This window comes from Geodermatophilus arenarius, from assembly GCF_042654585.1.
Lineage (GTDB): Bacteria > Actinomycetota > Actinomycetes > Mycobacteriales > Geodermatophilaceae > Geodermatophilus > Geodermatophilus arenarius.
The window spans coordinates 80,248-94,621 of record NZ_JBHSGR010000018.1 but is presented as its reverse complement, the minus strand read 5'-3'; the positions used below and the strand labels follow the sequence as shown (position 1 = coordinate 94,621).

13 protein-coding genes and 2 pseudogenes are annotated in these 14,374 nt (G+C 74.6%); 4 read left to right on the top strand and 11 right to left on the bottom strand.

Features of this window, described 5'->3' with window-relative positions; translation table 11 throughout:
- Window positions 1–68: 68 nt before the first annotated feature.
- From ACFO3M_RS16335 to ACFO3M_RS16320, 4 genes are read right to left on the bottom strand one after another with little or no spacing between them, the layout of a single operon-like run.
- Window positions 69–1,214, bottom strand: coding sequence for an Rv3169 family protein (locus ACFO3M_RS16335; RefSeq protein WP_387990968.1), 1,146 nt, complete (start codon window positions 1,212–1,214; stop codon window positions 69–71).
- Window positions 1,215–1,228: 14 nt separating this feature from the next.
- Window positions 1,229–2,881: a PEP-utilizing enzyme gene (locus tag ACFO3M_RS16330; RefSeq protein WP_387990965.1), complete on the bottom strand. Its 1,653-nt coding sequence runs from the start codon at window positions 2,879–2,881 to the stop codon at window positions 1,229–1,231.
- The gene (locus ACFO3M_RS16325) at window positions 2,878–4,080 is read right to left on the bottom strand and encodes a hypothetical protein (RefSeq protein WP_387990962.1); all 1,203 of its coding nucleotides are present in this window, start codon (window positions 4,078–4,080) and stop codon (window positions 2,878–2,880) included. The genes ACFO3M_RS16330 and ACFO3M_RS16325 overlap by 4 nt, the downstream gene beginning before the upstream one ends.
- Window positions 4,077–4,454: a PEP-utilizing enzyme gene (locus tag ACFO3M_RS16320; protein ID WP_387990959.1), complete on the bottom strand. Its 378-nt coding sequence runs from the start codon at window positions 4,452–4,454 to the stop codon at window positions 4,077–4,079. Before ACFO3M_RS16320 ends, ACFO3M_RS16325 begins: the two co-directional genes overlap by 4 nt.
- 183 nt (window positions 4,455–4,637) lie before the next feature.
- Here ACFO3M_RS16320 and dapB point away from each other — a divergent pair, with 183 nt between their 5' ends.
- A complete protein-coding gene (dapB, locus tag ACFO3M_RS16315) occupies window positions 4,638–5,441 on the top strand; it encodes a 4-hydroxy-tetrahydrodipicolinate reductase (protein ID WP_387990956.1) in 804 nt (267 codons plus the stop codon).
- Window positions 5,442–5,472: 31 nt separating this feature from the next.
- Here dapB and ACFO3M_RS16310 read toward each other — a convergent pair.
- The 6 genes and pseudogenes from ACFO3M_RS16310 to ACFO3M_RS16285 all read right to left on the bottom strand — a co-directional run.
- Window positions 5,473–6,579 (bottom strand): annotated as a pseudogene (locus ACFO3M_RS16310) (NAD(P)/FAD-dependent oxidoreductase); the annotation flags it as partial.
- 26 nt (window positions 6,580–6,605) lie between these two features.
- A pseudogene (locus ACFO3M_RS16305) lies at window positions 6,606–6,716 on the bottom strand (FAD-dependent monooxygenase); the annotation flags it as partial.
- A 49-nt stretch (window positions 6,717–6,765) separates the two neighbouring features.
- Window positions 6,766–7,269: a cupin domain-containing protein gene (locus tag ACFO3M_RS16300; protein ID WP_387990953.1), complete on the bottom strand. Its 504-nt coding sequence runs from the start codon at window positions 7,267–7,269 to the stop codon at window positions 6,766–6,768.
- Between the two features lie 132 nt (window positions 7,270–7,401).
- Window positions 7,402–8,235: an alpha/beta fold hydrolase gene (locus ACFO3M_RS16295; RefSeq protein WP_387990950.1), complete on the bottom strand. Its 834-nt coding sequence runs from the start codon at window positions 8,233–8,235 to the stop codon at window positions 7,402–7,404.
- A complete protein-coding gene (locus tag ACFO3M_RS16290; protein ID WP_387990947.1) occupies window positions 8,208–9,860 on the bottom strand; it encodes an HD domain-containing phosphohydrolase in 1,653 nt (550 codons plus the stop codon). The genes ACFO3M_RS16295 and ACFO3M_RS16290 overlap by 28 nt, the downstream gene beginning before the upstream one ends.
- Before the next feature lie 11 nt (window positions 9,861–9,871).
- Window positions 9,872–10,483 (bottom strand): hypothetical protein, encoded by a 612-nt coding sequence (locus tag ACFO3M_RS16285; protein ID WP_387990944.1) that lies wholly within the window; start codon window positions 10,481–10,483, stop codon window positions 9,872–9,874.
- A gap of 173 nt (window positions 10,484–10,656) precedes the next feature.
- On the opposite strand from ACFO3M_RS16285, the gene ACFO3M_RS16280 reads away from it, so the two are divergent.
- Window positions 10,657–11,769, top strand: coding sequence for a methyltransferase domain-containing protein (locus ACFO3M_RS16280; RefSeq protein ID WP_387990941.1), 1,113 nt, complete (start codon window positions 10,657–10,659; stop codon window positions 11,767–11,769).
- A gap of 99 nt (window positions 11,770–11,868) precedes the next feature.
- The gene (locus ACFO3M_RS16275) at window positions 11,869–13,593 is read left to right on the top strand and encodes a GmrSD restriction endonuclease domain-containing protein (RefSeq protein ID WP_387990938.1); all 1,725 of its coding nucleotides are present in this window, start codon (window positions 11,869–11,871) and stop codon (window positions 13,591–13,593) included.
- 58 nt (window positions 13,594–13,651) lie between these two features.
- On the opposite strand, the gene ACFO3M_RS16270 is transcribed toward ACFO3M_RS16275, so the two are convergent.
- Window positions 13,652–13,861 carry a hypothetical protein gene (locus ACFO3M_RS16270; protein ID WP_387990935.1) on the bottom strand — a complete coding sequence of 70 codons (210 nt, stop codon included), beginning with the start codon at window positions 13,859–13,861 and terminating at the stop codon, window positions 13,652–13,654.
- 243 nt (window positions 13,862–14,104) lie between these two features.
- On the opposite strand from ACFO3M_RS16270, the gene ACFO3M_RS16265 reads away from it, so the two are divergent.
- The gene (locus ACFO3M_RS16265; protein WP_387990932.1) at window positions 14,105–14,308 is read left to right on the top strand and encodes a cold-shock protein; all 204 of its coding nucleotides are present in this window, start codon (window positions 14,105–14,107) and stop codon (window positions 14,306–14,308) included.
- The last annotated feature ends 66 nt before the right edge of the window (window positions 14,309–14,374 follow it).

Below are 14,374 nucleotides of genomic sequence, written 5' to 3'. Positions count from 1 at the left end.
TACCCGAACGGCCACCCCCAGGGTCCCTCCGCCTGCGCCTGCGAGGCGGGGGGAGGGTGGTCCTCCCACTAGAGGAAGGACGACTCCCGGGTCAGGCCGTAGCGGGGGTGCTCGCCGATGACCATGGACTCGAAGATCCCGTAGCCCTCCGCGTCGCCCTCACGGACGCGGATGACGCAGTCGCGCAGCTGGTGGACGGTGCGCGCGGTCTCCGGGTCGGACACGTCGGCGAAGCGTTCCCCGTCGACGTGCGTGGGCCCCAGCCACTGGCCGTGGCGGTGACCCTTGAACCCGAAGTACAGCCCCGTGCCGAGGTGGAACCCGGTGTGGCTGGCCGCCTCCACCTCGATGGTGCGGGTCTGGCCCCAGCCGGCGTCGAACACCATCTTGCCGCCCAGCAGGCGCCGGTTCACCGGGTCGAACTTGAGCTCGTCCTGGAGGGCGTGCAGCGGCCGCTGGGTGCCGTCGGGCAGGTTCTCGAACCCGGAGAAGTACGTCGTCCGCCCGTTGACCCACTGGTGGTAGTGGTGGATCTCGTAGCTGCTGCCGTCGGGCCGCTGCAGCCACATCGGGCTCCAGGTGAGGATGAAGTCCCCGGCGAGCCGGTCGGGCCGGTAGACGTCCGCCGGGGGCTCGCCGACGTCCATCCGCACGCCCCAGGAGTGGTCGCGGAAGCCGAACCACTCCTCGTCGTGGACGTCGATCTGCTCCCCGTCGACCCAGATCCGGCCGCTGACCGTCGAGGGCTGGTGGTAGCGGAGCAGGTCGGAGCAGATCCGGAAGCCGGACGGCTCGCGCTGCGAGTCCTTGGACTCCAGGAAGGGCGGCAGCACCCCGGTGACGGTGAGGTCGAACCGGATCGGCAGCACGTGGTTCTCGCGCAGCACCCACCGGACCTTCCTCAGCGGTTCGAGCACCTCGTAGTCCAGCGGGCCGACACCGACCCGCTCCGGGTCGCTGTCCAGCTGCCGGCTGGCCCGGACGGTCAGCTGCTCCGTGCCGCGGGAGATGCCCGCGAACATGTCGATGACGTTCCGGTTGTGGTACTTGCCCAGACCGACGTCGACCTGCAACGAGCCGTCCCGGGCGAACAGCGACGCCCACAGCTTCTCGGTCCAGGAGACGTCGGCCTGGCTGATCGTCGCGAACGTCTCGGGTGTCTGGTGGCAGAGCAGCTCGTCCGCGGGGACGAGCCGCTGCATCGACTGGCGCATCGATGTCCTCCTGGTCAGGCCGTGCGGGTCGGCGAGAAAGCGCCCGGCATGTCGTTGGCCACCAGCGCGGTCCCGAAGATCGCGGCGGCCTCGTCGTCGTCGTCGAAGGGGTCGGGGTAGAGCGCCAGCGTGTCCGGCGAGAAGGACCAGTCGACCCCGTCGGTCACGCCGGCGACGTCGGCGAACGGCCGCAGCCCGGACGTGTACATCCGGGTCGCGGAGAAGATCCGCTGCTCGCGGTCCATGTCGGCGAACTGCTGGTAGACGGCCAGGTGCGACCGGCTCAGGTCGGCGGTGAGCTGCGCCCACTCCCCCGGGTCGAGGACCCGCTGCTGCCCGTCGGCGGTGTGCCCGACGACGGCGGCGTCGGTGACGGCGCCGAGCAGCTGGTCGGGTTCGGTGAACGTGGTCCCCCAGTCGTTGATCTCGAAGCTGGAGAACGCCGCCGGGTCGTAGGTGAGCACCAGCGTCAGGCCCGTGAAGGGCGGCCGCAGCTCCCGGGCCCACGGGTAGTCGAACGTGCTCGGTCCCAGGGACAGGTAGTCGCGGACGATGGTGTGCCGGCCGTCGGGCTGCACGTACGGGCCGGAGTCGTAGATGCCGACCCGGGAGTCGGTGAAGTAGAGGAACGAGTAGCCGGCGACGGTTGCATTGAGCCGCTTGAGCGCCTTGGCCGCGTCGGCGTCCAGCCGCTGCGTCGCGGCGCTCAGCGAGGTGACGGCCTCCGCCGGGAGGTAGCGGTTGGTGAAGCCGGCGTCCTTGTTGTCCAGGGTGCCGTCGCCGCGGTGGGCCAGGGTGAGCCGGCGCCAGAAGTCGACGACCGTGCGGACCTCCTCGGTCCGCTCGTCCGGGCGGAGCCTCCCCGTGCGGATCAGGCACTCCCGGCCGCACAGGTAGTGGTAGCCGGCCATCCAGATCCACAGCGGGCTGACCTGCCCGGGCGCCGTCCGCAGCCGCCGGCCGATCTCCTCCGCCGGCATCGCCGCGTCGATGACGGCGACCCGCTGCGCGTAGGTGTGGAAGTCGTCGATCACCGACAGCGACATGTACGGCAGCATCGGGAACAGCTCGGAGGTGAACGACGAGCGCCGCGTCATCTCCGGCTTGAACGCACGGCCCATGTGCTGGACCAGGTCGTCGAGCCGCTCGTCGGTCAGCGGCTCGGCGATCAGGGCCTCGAGGTCGGCCGGGGAGACGTCGACGTCGAAGTCCTTGACGCCGATGTCGTCGCCGACCCGGCGGACGTAGGCCCACCACCGCTCGGACACGTCCTCCCGTGCCGGCGGCGCGGCGGTCGCCGCCGGGGCCCCCGCCGAGGACAGCGACACGAGACCGAGGTCGCCGTCCTGGACCTGCAGGGTGAGCTCGGCGCCGTCGTCGGGGACCTCGACCAGCTCGGTGCCCACGAGGCAGGGGACCTCGAACTCCCGGGACACGATGGCGAGGTGGGAGCGCAGCGTGCCGTCGCGGGCGACGATGCCGCCGAGCCGCCCGAGGATGGGCGAGAGGAACGTCGTGCCGCCGGACTCCACGAGCGCGATCGTCGCCTCGAGGTCGGAGTCGATCGCCTCGATGACGTCGGACGGCGAGCGGAACCAGCGGGCCCGGCCCGTGACCGGGGGGAAGCGGTAGGAGGGGATCCCCTTGCCGATCTGGGACATGGTCATCGCTCCTGTCCGAGGGGGCGGAAACAGCCGTCCCGGTCCTGCGGGACGAAGACGCCGCCGATGAGCCGCAGGGCCAGGTCGGGGTCGCTGAAGCGGGCGTAGGACTCCGCGATGCGCGGGGTGACGGTCCAGTCGATCTCGTCGAAGCAGCCGGCCAGGCGGGCCCAGGGCTTGAGCTTCCACGCGTACATCTGCGTCGCGTAGAGGTTGCGCTCCTCCGGGTCGGTCTCGGCCAGGCGCTGGTAGAGGGCCCGGTGGGCGCTCCGGATGGCCTTGGTCGCCGCCTCGACCTCGTCGGCGCCCAGCGGGCGCAGGGTGCCGTCGTCGGTGCAGAAGACCTGCGTCTCGATCAGGGCGGACTGGTGGTCGCTGGGGCTGAACCAGGCGGTGCCCCAGACGTTGTTGTCCATCCGGACCGAGCCGGGCAGCCGGTGCGCGATGACGAAGTGGTGGTACGGGAGGGTCTCCCGGATGCCGTCGACCCACGGGAAGTCGCCGTCCCGGTCGGTGCACGTCTCGCGGAGGGCGAGGAAGGAGCCGTCCTCGAGCACGTACGGGCCGGTGTCGCAGACGGCGGTGCGCGCGTCGCAGTTCTCCAGGAACGCGTAGGCGGTCAGCCGGGCGCCGAACTTGCGGATCGTCCCCTTCAGGCCCTCGTCGGCGGGGAGCAGTTGCCCGCGGATCTCGTCGAGCAGCGACCGGGGGACGACGTGGGAGCTGTTGGCCGGTTCGGCGTCCATGTTGAACAGCACGCCGTCCGTGCGGGCGGCGATCGTCGCCTCCCGCCAGAAGCGCAGGACCGTCAGCTGGTCCTCCAGCCCGTCCGCGAGGCCGTTCTCCCCCAGGTCGACGAACAGCTCACGGCCGGTGAGGTAGTGCAGCGGCATCGCGGCCAGGTTGATGAAGCTGCGCTTGGTGCCGATCGGCAGGTCACGGCTGACCAGTTCGGACGGCGTGGCGTGCCGCAGGATCGTCCGGAGCCGGTCGGGGACCTGGAGGTAGTCCTCCATCATCGACATGAGGATGTAGGTGTTCATGCCGAACAGCTCGGACTCGAAGACGGTGCGGGCCGCGAGCTCGGACCTGTAGGCGGCACCGGCCTTCTGCACCAGCCAGTTCCACTCCGCCAGGGACGGCTCGTACGCGGCGTCGGTGTACAGGGCCGTCAGGTCGGCCGGCGTCTCCAGCGAGAGGGTCATGCCGTCACCGCCGCGCCCGTCACCGAGATCCGGGCCGTCTCACCGTCGGTGAGGTCGAGGACCACCGTGTCCCCGTCGGACACGGTCCCGGTCAGCTGCGCGGCGAGCACGCACGGCACGTCGGACTCCCGCGACAGGATGGCCAGGTGCGACTCGCGGCTGCCGGCCGTGCACACGATGCCCTTGAGGTCGGGCAGGATCGGCGACAGGAAGGTCATGCCGCCCTTGTTGACGAAGGCGACGGTGTCCTCGAGGTCGTCGTCGTCGATGGACAGGACGTCGGACGTGTCGTTGAACCACCGCGCGGTGCCCGTCACCGTGCCGGCGACGAAGAGGTTGGTGCCGGTCGCCACCTCACGTGGATTGCCGCTCATGAGTGCTCCGTCCCGCCCCGACGCCGGGGCGATCGATGGGCCACGCCGCGTTCTGCTACGGCCAGCCCGGACGGTATGAGCGGCGTCACACCCGACCCAGTGCACTTAGGGGGACACTCCCCCGTCAGGGCACCCGCTGGGTCGTCGCAGCGCTGACGGGGGCGCCGACCCTAGGGTCGGTCCGTGATCCGGGTCTGCTTCGCCGGCGTGACCGGCTGGACCGCGCCGCCGATCCTGGCCGCCGTCGACGCCGCCGACGACCTGGTCCTCACCGCGGGGGTGTCCCGCTCCGCGGCCGGCCGGGCGCTGTCGGAGGTGACGGCGTCGCGCAGCGAGGGCAGGGTCTTCGGATCCGTCGCCGACGCGCTCCACTCGGCCGAGGTCGACGTGCTGGTCGACTACACCAGCGCCACCGCCGTCGAGGAGAACGTGTGGACCGCCGTGCAGGCCGGTGTGCACGCGGTCGTCGGTTCCAGCGGGCTGACCGACGACGACTACACCCGGCTGGACCGGCTCGCCCGTGACCGGGGCGTCGGGGTGATCGCCGCGGGCAACTTCTCCGTCCAGGCAGCGGTCCTGCAGCGGGCCGCCACACTGGCCGCCGGGCTCATCGACCGCTGGGAGATCGTCGACTACGCGAGCGCCGGCAAGCCCGACGTGCCCAGCGGCACCGCCCGCCAGCTCGCCGAGGCCCTCGGTGCGGTCCGCACGCCGGCCTCCGCCGTCCCGCTGCCGGAGCTGCACGGCCCGGTCGAGGCGCGGGGCGCGGAGGTGGCCGGCAGCCGCGTCCACTCCGTCCGGCTGCCGAGCTTCGTGGTCAGCACCGAGGTCGTCTTCGGCGGCACCGGGGAGCGACTGGTCATCCGACACGACGCCGGCGAGTCCCCGGACCCCTACGTCGCCGGCACCCTGCTGGCCGTCCGGCGGGTGGCCGAGGCGCCGGGCGTCCGCCGCGGCCTCGACTCCCTGCTGTTCGACCAGCCCTGACCGGACCGGGCTCGGCCCGGCCGGTGCAGGGTCAACCGACCGCGACCGGGCCGTCCGGTGTGCGGGGACCCGGTGGCGGCTCGGCCGCGGCCAGGATGCGGGCGACGTTGTCCGGCGCGAAGAACTCGGCAGGTGACTCGACCCCGGCGTTGACCCGCGCGAACCGGTCCATCGCCTCCCGGTTGCCGGCAGCGGCGGCGAGCAACCGCTGGAGCTCGGGCGGGGCCGGCTCCAGGGACGCGAACTGCAGGGTGAACTCGTACATCGGCAGGACGCGTGCGTCCCGGCGGGAGTGGTACTCGCCCAGGGCGGCGTCGAACGGACGCCCGCCGGCGAGGGTCTCGTGCAGCGCGGTGGCGCACAGCTCCGCGTCCAGGAAGGCGTCCTGGATGCCCTGCGCCGTGACGAAGTCCTTGTTGTAGCCGGCGTCGCCCACCAGGACCCAGCCGGGCCCGTGGGGCTTGCGGAGGTAGTTCGGCACGACCGCACCGACGAGGCGGGTCTCGCGGGTGGCTGCACGGAGCCGCTCGGCGAACGACGGAGCCAGGCCGAGGGTCTGCAGGTACGCCCCCTCGAGGTCCTGCTTCCTGGCCTGGAACTCCCGGTACGGCCATCCGGCGATGACCAGCGTCAGGTCGTCGTTCGTGGCCCACGCGGCGAAGGCCCGCTCCGGACGGTCGTAAGCCTCCCAGCGGCCGTGCATCGGCAGGCCGCTCCAGTAGGCGTAGTAGCCGCACAGCAGCGGCGGGTGCTCCCGGTACTGCTCCGGGCGGACGACCCGGGCCACGAGCGAGTGCAGACCGTCCGCGCCGACGACCACCCGCGCGCGCTCGTCGACCGGGCGGCGCTCGTCCCGGCCGTGGCCGCGGACCCCGACGACCGCGCCGTCCTCGACGAGCAGCTCGTCGACCGGGAAGCCCTGCCGGACCTCGGCGCCCGCCTCGGCCGCCGCCTCGACCAGCAGCTCGTCCAGCACCGTCCGCCGCGGGGCGTACGCGACCGGGCTCTCCGGGGTGCCCGGCGCGCCGGCGAGGGTGAAGTGCCCGAAGTCGAACGCGTAGGTGTCGATCGCCGGACACCCCGAGGCGACGACCCGGTCGAGGAGGCCCCAGCGCTGCAGCGCCGCCACCCCCGGGGGGTGGAGACCGTGTCACTGGGGAAGGTGGCCCGGTCGACGACCAGGACCCGGTGGCCCTGGCGGGCCAGCAGCAGGGCGGTGGCGGAGCCCGCACACCGGGCTCCGACGACGACGACGTCGTACTGGTTCTCGTGCACGTCGCACCAGCCGGACGGTCGAGGGGATGGCGGACACGGGGCCGCGGGGTCAGCCCCGCGGCGGCAGCGGCGGTCCGACGAACCGCTGCCCGTACCGCGCGCCGATCTCTCCGAGCGTCTGCGGGTCCGGCGGCTCGCCGGGAGGCAGCGTCGCCGCGAACGCCGAGGCGTCCCGGAAGAACCCCTCCACCCCGGCCGGACCGAAGAACAGGAGCACTCGCGCCTCGTCGGAGCTCATCGTGAACGCGTGGGCGACCCCGCGTGGGCCGTAGACGACGGACCGCGGCCCGGCGTCGGTCACCTCGTCACCGAGACGGAACCGCACCTCGCCCTCGAGCACCACGAAGAACTCGTCGTCGTGGCCGTGCACGTGCAGCGGCGACCCGAAGCCCCGCGGACCCCAGAACTCCACGGCGGCGTACCTCCCCTGCGTCTGCGCGGCGGTCGCCTTGATCGTGAGACGGGCCCCGCCGAACCAGGAGTCCAGTGCCTCGCCGGCGCCAGGGTGCAGCACGTACCCGTCGGTGCCGTCCGGGAGCGTCAGGACGGTCATCGGTCATCACCTCCCTGTGACGGCAGGTGCGAGTGGTGGACAGGCTCGCGGAGTCCCCGCGACGCCGCCGCGGCCGAAGGTCCCGTCGACGAGGGCACATGGGACCGTGTCGGTCCCGACCGCCGCGAGCGGTCACCGTCGCCGGGCGTCGGCCTCCGGCCCACCGGACACGAAGGCCAGGACCGCGCTCGCGAACAGGTCCGGCGCGGTGAGCATCGCGACGTGCCCCTGGCCCGCCAGCGACACGATGCGTGCTCCCGGCAGCGCCGCCGCCACCGTCGCCGTCGACTCCGCCTCCGGCGGCGGGCTGTCCGAGCCGAGCAGCAGCAGCGTGGGCACGGAGAGGGCGGCGAACCGCTCCGGCCGGAGGCGGTAGGCGTCGTGGGCGCGCACCTCGCGGACGACGGTGTGCGCCGCGGCCACCCGGTTCGGCCAGGACGGCAGCAACCGCATGCGGGCGAGCTGGCCGGCCGAGACCCCCGCGGCCACGGTGAGCAGGCGGGTCACGACCTCCTCGCGCCGGTCGGCGGCCAGCGACGCGGCCAGCTCGTCGGTGAGCCCGGGCGGAGTGGGCACCCCGGCTCCCGCCTCGTAGAGGACCGCGCGGCGGATCCGGCGGGTCCGTGTCAGCGCCTCGAGCAGGCACAGGCCGCCGTAGGAGTGGCCGAGCACGTCGACCGGGCCCCCGGTGGCGGCGGCCACCGCCTCGACGACGGCGGCCACGTCGGCGCCCTCCTCCTCGATCCGGTACCCGGCGGCGTCCCCGCTCCCGCCTCGGCCCCGCCGGTCCATCGCGTACACGGTGACGTGCGGCTCGAGCAGCGGGAGCACCGTCTCCCAGCGGGTGTGGTCGGCGGTGGCGCCGTGTACCAGGACCAGCGCCGGTCCCTGCCCCGTGCGCCAGTACGCGATACGGGTGCCGTCCCGGGACGTGGTCGTCAGCCGGCTCTCCGTCCGGACGTCCATGGTGATCCCCTCCCACCGGTCGGATCGGTGGACCGAGGGTGGGACCGGGGCCGGCGGGACGGCATCGGGTGATCGCCCCATCCCCCGAGCAGGTCGTGCTCCATGGCGAACAGGGCCGCGGCCGGGCGCGTGGTGACGCCGATCTTGGCGTAGACGTGCTCGACGTGGTGGCCCACGGTCTTCGCCGAGATCCCCAGCCGGCGGGCCACCTCCCGGTTGGAGCACCCGTGGGCGATGAGCCGGAGCACCTCCACCTCCCGTTCGGACAGACCCGCCGGGCGGGCGCCTCGCGGGCGGCCGGCGGCCTGTCCCTCGACCGTCAGGACCGCCTCGACCGCCGTCCGGTCGAGGCGACCCTCGGCCGCCTCGCGCCACAGCACGTCACGGACCGCGGCAGAGGTGGACGCCGGGCGGTGCGGCCGGTCCTCGCGCAACGCCGTCCAGACGTCGGCGGCGGCGAGCAGGCGCGCCGGGCCGGGGAGCTGCGCGGCAGCGCTGCCCCGGTGGTAGCCGGACCCGTCGAGCCGCTCGTGGTGGGCGCCGGCGAGGGCGGCGACCGGCCGCAGCTGCGCGCACCTGCCCAGGACGCGTTCGGAGAGGTAGGGGTGCAGGCGCACCCGCTCGACCTCGGCCGGGCCCAGTGGTCCGGGGCGCTGCCAGATCCCGCTCGGGACACCGACGGCGCCGACGTCGGCGACCGACGCGGCACGGGTCAGGGTGGCGAGCTCCGGACCGGACAGCCCGCAGGCCCGCCCGGCGGCCCGCGCCGTCGCGGCGAGCCGCGACGAGCGCCCCCGTGTCCACGTCGACCGCAGGTCGGTGAAGTCCCCGACCGCGGCCATCGCCCGGTCCAGCCCGGCGGACCCGACGCGGCGCACCGGTTCGGGCTCGCCGGCCAGCACCTCCTCCCACACCGCCGGCTCGTCCGGCGCGGGGATCCCGACGGCGAGGACGGCGTCCACGGCGGCCGGGTCGTAGGCCCGGCCGCGGCGGCGGGTCAGGACGTCCGTCGCCGCGTCCGGCCCGGCCGCCCGGTGCCACAGGACGGCGTCACGCGCGACCACGACCACCCGGACCGGGACCGGGATCTCGGCGCCCGACAGCCCGTTCGGCAGGCCACGGCCGTCCCACCGCTCGTAGGCGTGCGCCAGCGCCTCCACCACCCCGGGTCCCAGGCCGAGGCGGGCCGCCAGGCGGGCGCCGACCTCGCAGTGCGACACCTCGGCGCGGGCGGAGGCCAGCGCCTCGGCCAGCAGGCCGGCCCGGCGGGGCGGCGAGAGACCCCGCCCGGCGCTGCGCACCAGCGTCCGGACCTCCTCCCTGGCCGAGCCCGTGGCCACCGGAGCCATCGCGGCCATGAACCCGAGGTTGTCCCCGCCCGCGAGCCGCGCCATCTCCGGCGCGTCGGCGGTGCAGCCGAGGAACCGCAGCAGGGCGACGAAGTGGACGTCGGCGACCGTGCCGGCGTCCAGTCCGAGGGAGCGGGCGACGGTCACCGCCAGCCGGCAGGTCCGCAGGGCGTGCTCCATCGGCTGGCCCGTCACCAGGTCGGTGGCCAGCGAGATCGACGCGACGAGCTCGGTCAGCCGGAGCCCGTCGCCGTCGGGCACTCCACCGCTCGGCACCGCACCACCCGTCAGCGCCGCGAGTGCAGGAGGGGCCCGCGGAGGTCGAGGTAGGTGGGCGGCTCCTTGGCCAGCCGCGTCAGTTCCTCGACGACCTCCCGCCACTCCGCCGGGGGCTCCCTGCGCTCGCCCTCGCGGGCCTCGTCCTCCGACGTGAACCAGGTGACCTGGACCCAGCGCCCGTCATCGGAGCCGATGCGCATGGTGGCCAGGACGTCGGGCCGGTACTCGGCCAGCCGCTCCCGCGGCATCTGCCGCACGAGCTCCCTGGCGCGCTCGAGGTCGGTGGTCTGGCCCTGCATGACCTGGACGAAGCCGGCGCGGTCCGGGTCCCCGAACAGGTCGACGGTCACGTCCTCGCTGTCGAGGAACGCGGGCTCGCCCTCGAACAGGTGCCGGACCCCCTCCCACCACCGGCCCTGCTCGGGACGGTCGGAGTTGCGGCGGGCGGCGTCGGCCGACTCGAAGCGGACGACGGTGACGAACCAGCCGTCGTCGGTGACGCCGGTCGTGCTGCCGAGCCACCCCTCCGCGGCGGGCGACAGCTGTGCCACCCAGTCCTCCACGGCCGAGAACACGGCCTCGGTGTCCGTCGTCCTGCCCTGGATGACCTGAGCGAACATGGCGTGCCTCCCGCCGACGGCGTCTGTCCGGCCCCCGTGGGACCTCGAACGCTACGACCGGGCGGCACCCGGGTCGATGGGTTCGCGCCCGGTGGACCACGGGCCCTTCTCCCGGTCCGCCGGCGGGTCTAGCGTCCGGACGTCGCACGGGGGACGCACCGAGCGGAGTCCCGATGACCGCCGACACGCACACGCCGCCGCGCACTCTCGACCCGGCCCGGGTGGAGGCCTTCGCCGGCCGGTTGATGGCCGCCTACACCGACAGCCTGGTCACCCTGCTCGTCGACCTCGGGTACCGCACCGGCCTGCTGGAGGCCCTCGCCGCGGGCGACGGCACCAGTGCCGAGGTCGCCGCGCGGGCCGGGCTCGCCGAGCGCTACGTCCGCGAGTGCCTGGGCGGACTGGTGACCGCGGGCGTCGTCGAGTACTCCCCCGCCACCGGCAGCTACTCGCTGCCCGCCGAGCACGCCGCGTGCCTGACCGGCGGCGGCCCGCTGGACCTCGCGCCGATGAGCCGGATGACCGGGCTGCTCGGCCGCCACGTGGGCGAGGTCGCCGAGGCCTTCCGGACCGGCGGCGGTGTCCCCTACAGCGCGTTCCGGCCGGAGTTCACCGACGTCATGGACGAGGCCAACCGCGGTCTGTTCGACGGCCACCTCCTGGACGACGTCGTGCCCCTCGCCGGCGGGCTCCCGCAACGGCTGGCCCAGGGCACCGGCGTGGCCGACGTCGGCTGCGGCACCGGGCACGCGGTGAACCTGCTGGCCCGGGCGTACCCGCGGTCGCGTTTCGTGGGCTACGACTTCTCCGCCGACGCGATCGCCCGCGCCCGCGCCGAGGCGGCCGACTGGGGCCTGGCCAACGCCGCGTTCGAGGTGTGTGACGCGACCGAGGTGCCGGTCGACCCGCCGTTCGGCGCCGTCCTCGCCTTCGACGCGATCCACGACCAGGCCGACCCGGCCGGCGTGCTGGCCCGCGTCCACCGGGCGCTCGAGCCCGGCGGCGTCTTCCTGATGCTCGACATCCGGGCCGCCAGCGCGCTGGAGGACAACCTCGGCAACCCCTTCGCGCCCTGGCTCTACGGGGTCAGCACCCTGCACTGCCTGACGGTCTCGCTGGCCCAGGGCGGCGCCGGCCTCGGCGCCGTGTGGGGCGAGCAGCGCGCCCGGCAGATGCTCGCCGCGGCGGGCTTCACCGATGTCGAGGTGCACGAGGTCCCCGACGACCCGCTCGACTCCGTGTACGTCGCCCGCAAGCCGCGGGCAGGTCACGGCTCGCCCCTCTGACCCCACGCGCCTCGGAGCCGCTGCGGTTCCTGTACCGGTGGGTCCGCTCGTCGGACGATGACGGGCCGCCGCACCGGAGCACCCACGGGGAGAGCACACATGGCGTCGTCGTCCGACCCTGCCGTCGAGGCCGTCCTGCGGCACCACACCGGACGGTCGCCGGGGACGCCGATGCGCGCGGTCGTGTCCAAGGCCGCGGCACTCGGCTACGACGTCGCGCCCGAGCCGTGGGGGACCGAGCCCACGCTGCGCCTGGTGCGGCGGGCGCCGTCGGGGCGCAGCATCACGCTCCTGGTGGACGGCCGGCAGCTCACCTCGCCCTCCCCCGCGGAGCGCGCCTTCGCCGCCGCGCTGCCCGGCGCCGACGCGACCCGGGTGGACGTCCGGTTCCCCTTCGCCGGCAGCGACCCGTTCGACGTCCTGGTGGCCTTCTCCGCCGAGGCGGACCGCGCGCCGGCACCGTTCCTCCCGCCCGCGCCGGTCCTCCCGCCGGTGCCCAGCCCCACCGGGGACCGGCGGCAGCGGACGGTCCTCGGCGTCGTTGCCGCGGTCGCCGTGCTGCTCGTCGTCGCCGGGACCACGACCTCGGGCGTCCCCGGTGGGCTGCTGGCGCTGGGTCTGGTGGCGCTGCTCGTCGGTCTCGGCGCGGTCGTCACCGGCCGGGCGCGGTGGGCGTTCATCGCCTCCCGCCGGGTCGGCGGGGCCGTGGTCGCGGCGGGTCTGGCGGCCGTCGTCGTCGGCGGGGTGACGGCGCCGCGCGCCGAGCCGACCGCCGTCTCGGCCCCCGCGCGCACCTCCCCGGCCGCGCCCACCACCTCCGCGGCCGAGGAGGGCGCCGCCGCGGAGGCCGCCACCGAGGTCGCCGAGGACGCGCTGGCGCAGACCGAGACCGCCGAGACCGCCGTCCCCGCGGTCGACTCCGCCACCGGGCTGCTCTCCGACGACGCCACCGACGACGCCGTCGGGTCCGCCGCCCCGACCACCGCGCTGGCCGCCCTCGCCGCCGTCCCGGTGCAGGGCCGGGCGCCGCGCACCGGCTACGACCGTGACCTGTTCGGCGACGGCTGGGTGGACACCGACCGGAACGGCTGCGACACCCGCAACGACGTGCTCGCCCGCGACCTGACCGGGGAGACGTTCAAGCCGGGCACGCGGGACTGCGTCGTCATGACCGGGACCCTCGACGACCCCTACTCCGGCCGGACCATCGCCTTCCAGCGCGGGCAGACCACCAGCGACGACGTCCAGATCGACCACGTCGTCGCGCTGTCGGACGCGTGGCAGAAGGGCGCCCAGCAGTGGGACGGCGCCCGCCGCGCGCAGTTCGCCAACGACCCGCTCAACCTGCTCGCCGTCGACGGGCCGCTGAACACGCAGAAGGGCGACGGTGACGCCGCGACCTGGCTGCCGCCGGACCGCTCCTACCGCTGCGCCTATGTCGCCCGGCAGGTGGCGGTGAAGGTCAGCTACGGACTCTGGATGACGCAGGCCGAGCGCAACGCGGTCGCCACCGTGCTGAGCACCTGCCCGGCCGAGCCGCTGCCCGGCGGCGTGGTCGCCGCCGTGCCGCGGACGGCGGCGCCGACCACCCCGGCGCCCACGACCCCCCGGCCGACCACGCCGGCCCCGGCGCCCACTCCTGCGCCGGCCCCTGCGCCCGCACCCGTGCCCGTTCCTGCTCCCGCGCCGGTGCCCGACACCTCGGTCAGCTACGCCAACTGCGACGCCGTCCGCGCCGCCGGGGCGGCTCCCATCCACCCCGGGGACCCCGGCTGGGACGAGAAGTTCGACCGCGACCACGACGGCGTCGGCTGCGAGTCGTGACCGCCGGCCCGACCCCCACCCCCGTGGCGCGGGTCGGGCCGGCGAGATCGAGGGGTGCTCAGTCGGCGAGCAGAGCGGCGTGCGCGCCCAGGCGGTGCGCCAGGGCCGCGGCGGCGCCGGTGGAGCGCAGGACGTCGGCGAGCAGCTCGGCGAGCTCGACCGGGCGCTCCTCCAGCTCCCCGGCCAGCAGGGCGTCGAGGTCGGCCGTGTCGAGGTCGGCGAGCTCCACGAGCACCAGCGGCTCGGCGGGACGCGCGGTGGTCTCCATGACGGGCTCCTCGGGTCGGCGGGCCGGGGTCCGTCCCGGCACCGACGACCCTGACCGGCCTCCCGCAGCCCTCCCTCCACGGAACCGCAGGGTTCCCGCAAGACCGGTCCCGGCAGGTCCGCGCCCCGACGCGCGCGGCCCCGGGGCGACCGGAGGGGGCCGGGACGGCTATGGTCTGCGCGTCGGGAAGGCCCTGCGCACTGGCAGGACCCCGATGCACCATCGCAGCTAGGAGCGAGCGCAATGCCCGAAGGAACTGTCAAGTGGTTCAACGCGGAGAAGGGGTTCGGCTTCGCCACCCCTGACGGTGGCGGACCGGACGTCTTCGTCCACTACTCGGCCATCCAGACCAGCGGTTACCGCACGCTCGACGAGGGGCAGCGCATCTCGTTCGACGTCGAGCAGGGTCAGAAGGGCCCGCAGGCGGCGAACGTCACCCCGCTCTGATCGCCTGAGCCTCCGTCAGCGCCCCCGTCCGGTCCGCCGGGCGGGGGCGCTGTCGCGTCCGGGGCC